Origin of the sequence: Oribacterium sp. oral taxon 078 str. F0263 (genome assembly GCF_000469565.1) — a bacterium.
GTDB lineage: Bacteria > Bacillota > Clostridia > Lachnospirales > Lachnospiraceae > Oribacterium.
Genome location: NZ_KI273138.1, coordinates 1 through 853, shown reverse-complemented (window position 1 = coordinate 853; position 853 = coordinate 1). Strand labels below are relative to the sequence as shown.

The window sequence follows — 853 nt, the reverse complement described above, 5'->3', positions numbered from 1 at the left end:
TTACATTTGAGGAACGGGTAATTATCCAGACCCGTTTGAAGGACGGACGATCAAAGCGTTCTATTGCCCGGGAGATTGGATGCTCGCCAACTACCATATGCAATGAGATCAAGCGCGGGACCGTGACGCTCTATAACGGAAATATACACCGCTACAAAGCAAAGGTCGGCCAACAAACCTACGAGAGAAACCGCCAGCTATGCTGCAGACATTATGACTTTCTGGAAAAAGCCGCCTTCATTGCCTATGTGGAGCGGCATTTCAGAGAAGACGAATGGTCCGTCGATGCCTGTGTCGGCCGAGCTTTGAGAGATGGTGAGTTCCGCCGGGAGCAAATGGTCTGTACCAAGACGTTGTATGCTTATATTGACCTGGGGCTTCTCGGCATCAGGAACATCGATCTTCCGAATAAGCTTCGGCGTTCGCCTAAAAAAGTAACAGTCCGGAAGAACAAACGCGTCCTCGGAAGAAGCATTGAAGAGCGTCCGGCCTCCGTCGATAGCCGGGAAGAGTTTGGTCACTGGGAATGCGACCTTGTTATCGGTTCCAAATCCGGCGAAGACGACGCCCTGCTTACCATGATCGAACGCAAGACCCGGGAATACTGGATGATCCGCATTGCGGATCGGCATCCGGAGAACGTCATGGAAGCACTGATGAATGTGAAAGCTGAGTACAGCGAACATTTCAGCGAGATCTTCAAGACAATCACTACCGATAACGGTTCCGAGTTCGCTTCGTTGTCTGATCTGGAGAAGACCGCCGAGACTCTGGTTTACTACGCGCATCCCTACACTTCCTGTGAAAAGGGATCGGTAGAGAACCACAATGGCCTGATCCGGCGTTTTATCCC

General features: G+C 51.3%; 1 protein-coding gene. It reads left to right on the top strand.

What is annotated here, in order from left to right:
• On the top strand, positions 1 to 853 hold an 853-nt coding region (locus HMPREF1986_RS11430), incomplete at both ends, for an IS30 family transposase (protein ID WP_021775003.1).